The following is a 3298-nucleotide window of genomic DNA, read 5'->3' on the forward strand; positions in this document are numbered from 1 at the left end:
CTTTCGGGGTAACGATCCGCGCCATACCCATGGATGAGGCTGTAAGAGGTCTTGTCCAGATCGATGTGCCTGACCGCCATCGTCGGGTCCCGTCTCTGGAAGCTGGTCTTTCGCCAGTTGGATGTTCTTGATGGATGTCCGGCTGGCACGAGCACCGCTGCAGGACGTGGGGGAGCCGTTGCACGCGGTCCCATGTTTGCGGTGCTTGGAGAAATGATATGCGTCGATGACCGTCCTCTCTCTTCTGTCCGGGTTTTGCCTGGATGGGATGGATGGTGATTGGCGATGAGAACGATCAAGTGTCTTAAGGGCATCTGGTGAATGCCTTGGCATGCACAGGCGATGAAGGACGTGATACGCTGCGATAAGCCATGGGGAGCTGCGAATAAGCTTTGATCCGTGGATTTCCGAATGGGGCAACCCACCTTTGATGCCTGGAAAACCGGTCTGGCTGGATCTCCTGAAGAGGGGGTCTGGCCCGAGCGGTTTCCAGGTATCGTTTAAAAGGTATCTAACTTTCGAATACATAGGGGTTAGAAGCGAACTCGGGGAACTGAAACATCTAAGTACCCGAAGGAAAGGACATCAACCGAGACTCCGTTAGTAGTGGCGAGCGAACGCGGACCAGGCCAGTGGCCGTTCATGGAAGAAGCGGAACAAGTTGGAAAGCTTGGCAAGAAGGGTGACAGCCCCGTACGCGCAATGTCCAGGACGGTCCATGAGTAAGGCGGGACACGTGAAATCCTGTCTGAAATTCGGGGGACCACCCTCGAAGCCTAAGTACTCGTGCATGACCGATAGTGAACCAGTACCGTGAGGGAAAGGTGAAAAGCACCCCGACAAGGGGAGTGAAATAGAACCTGAAACCGGATGCCTACAAACAGTCGGAGCCCGCAAGGGTGACGGCGTACCTTTTGTATAATGGGTCAGCGACTTAGTCTGGCGAGCAAGCTTAAGCCGGTAGGTGTAGGCGTAGCGAAAGCGAGTCTGAACAGGGCGTTCAGTTCGTCGGATTAGACCCGAAACCGAGTGATCTAGCCATGAGCAGGTTGAAGGTGCGGTAACACGCACTGAAGGACCGAACCCGCATCTGTTGCAATAGATTGGGATGACTTGTGGCTAGGGGTGAAAGGCCAATCAAACTCGGAAATAGCTGGTTCTCCGCGAAATCTATTTAGGTAGAGCGTCGGATGAATACTCCAGGGGGTAGAGCACTGGATGGGCTAGGGGGACTCACCGTCTTACCAAACCTAACCAAACTCCGAATACCTGGAAGTACTGTCCGGCAGACACACGGCGGGTGCTAACGTCCGTCGTGGAGAGGGAAACAACCCTGACCACCAGCTAAGGTCCCCAAGTTATGGCTAAGTGGGAAAGGATGTGAGAATCCCAAAACAACCAGGATGTTGGCTTAGAAGCAGCCATCATTTAAAGAAAGCGTAACAGCTCACTGGTCTAGAATTAAGGGTTCTTGCGCCGAAAATGTACCGGGGCTCAAGCCATACACCGAAGCTGTGGGTTCACTTTTAGGAGTGAGCGGTAGCGGAGCGTTCCGTAGGCCATTGAAGGCGGACCTGTGAGGGCTGCTGGAGGTATCGGAAGTGCGAATGCTGACATGAGTAACGATAAAGGGAGTGAGAGACTCCCTCGCCGAAAGTCCAAGGGTTCCTGCTTAAAGTTAATCTGAGCAGGGTTAGCCGGCCCCTAAGGCGAGGCCGAAAGGCGTAGTCGATGGGAACCACGTTAATAATCGTGGGCCTGGTGGAGAGTGACGGATCTTGTGTGTTGTCGGTCCTTATCGGATTGGTCCGGCAGCGAAGAGGTCCCAGGAAATAGCCCCACCATATAGACCGTACCCGAAACCGACACAGGTGGACAGGTAGAGTATACCAAGGCGCTTGAGAGAACTGCGTTGAAGGAACTCGGCAAATTGCACGCGTAACTTCGGAAGAAGCGTGACCTTGTTGCGGGCAACCGTGACGAGGTGGCACAGACCAGGGGGTAGCGACTGTTTATCAAAAACACAGGGCTCTGCGAAGTCGCAAGACGACGTATAGGGTCTGACGCCTGCCCGGTGCTGGAAGGTTAAGAGGAGGGGTGCAAGCTCTGAATCGAAGCCCCAGTAAACGGCGGCCGTAACTATAACGGTCCTAAGGTAGCGAAATTCCTTGTCGGGTAAGTTCCGACCTGCACGAATGGCGTAACGACTTCCCCGCTGTCTCCAACGCAGACTCAGTGAAATTGAATTCCCCGTGAAGATGCGGGGTTCCTGCGGTCAGACGGAAAGACCCCGTGCACCTTTACTATAGCTTTACACTGGCATTCGTGTCGGCATGTGTAGGATAGGTGGTAGGCTTTGAAGCGAGGGCGCCAGCCTTCGTGGAGCCATCCTTGAAATACCACCCTTATCGTCATGGATGTCTAACCGCGGCCCGTCATCCGGGTCCGGGACAGTGTATGGTGGGTAGTTTGACTGGGGCGGTCGCCTCCCAAAGAGTAACGGAGGCGCGCGATGGTGGGCTCAGAACGGTCGGAAATCGTTCGTCGAGTGCAATGGCATAAGCCCGCCTGACTGCGAGACAGACACGTCGAGCAGAGACGAAAGTCGGTCATAGTGATCCGGTGGTCCCGAGTGGAAGGGCCATCGCTCAACGGATAAAAGGTACGCCGGGGATAACAGGCTGATGACCCCCAAGAGTCCATATCGACGGGGTTGTTTGGCACCTCGATGTCGGCTCATCGCATCCTGGGGCTGGAGCAGGTCCCAAGGGTTTGGCTGTTCGCCAATTAAAGCGGTACGTGAGCTGGGTTCAGAACGTCGTGAGACAGTTCGGTCCCTATCTGCCGTGGGTGTAGGAATATTGACAGGATCTGTCCCTAGTACGAGAGGACCGGGATGGACGTATCTCTGGTGGACCTGTTGTGGCGCCAGCCGCATAGCAGGGTAGCTATATACGGTCGGGATAACCGCTGAAGGCATCTAAGCGGGAAACCCACCTGAAAACGAGTATTCCCTATCAGAGCCGTGGAAGACCACCACGTCGATAGGCCGGGTGTGGAAGCGAGGTAACTCGCGAAGCTTACCGGTACTAATAGCTCGATCGGCTTGATCGTTCTCATTCGCCAATCATCATCATCAAGAACCAGCTTCCTTCATGCACTTCGCCGACCTGGTGGTCATGGCGAGGCTCCCCCACCCGATCCCTTTCCGAACTCGGCCGTGAAAAGCCTCTGCGCCTATGATACTTCGTCTCAAGACGCGGGAAAGTCGGTCGCTGCCAGGTCTGCAAAGTGCATG

2 rRNA genes are annotated in these 3298 nt (G+C 55.0%); both read left to right on the plus strand.

What is annotated here, in order from left to right:
• Positions 1-293 precede the first annotated feature (293 nt).
• Positions 294-3114, plus strand: a 23S ribosomal RNA gene (locus AUL30_RS00020).
• A gap of 55 nt (positions 3115-3169) precedes the next feature.
• Positions 3170-3284 (plus strand): 5S ribosomal RNA (gene rrf, locus AUL30_RS00025).
• Positions 3285-3298: the final 14 nt, after the last annotated feature.

Origin of the sequence: Aureimonas frigidaquae, from assembly GCF_001463905.1 — a bacterium.
GTDB classification, from domain to species: Bacteria; Pseudomonadota; Alphaproteobacteria; order Rhizobiales; family Rhizobiaceae; genus Aureimonas; species Aureimonas frigidaquae.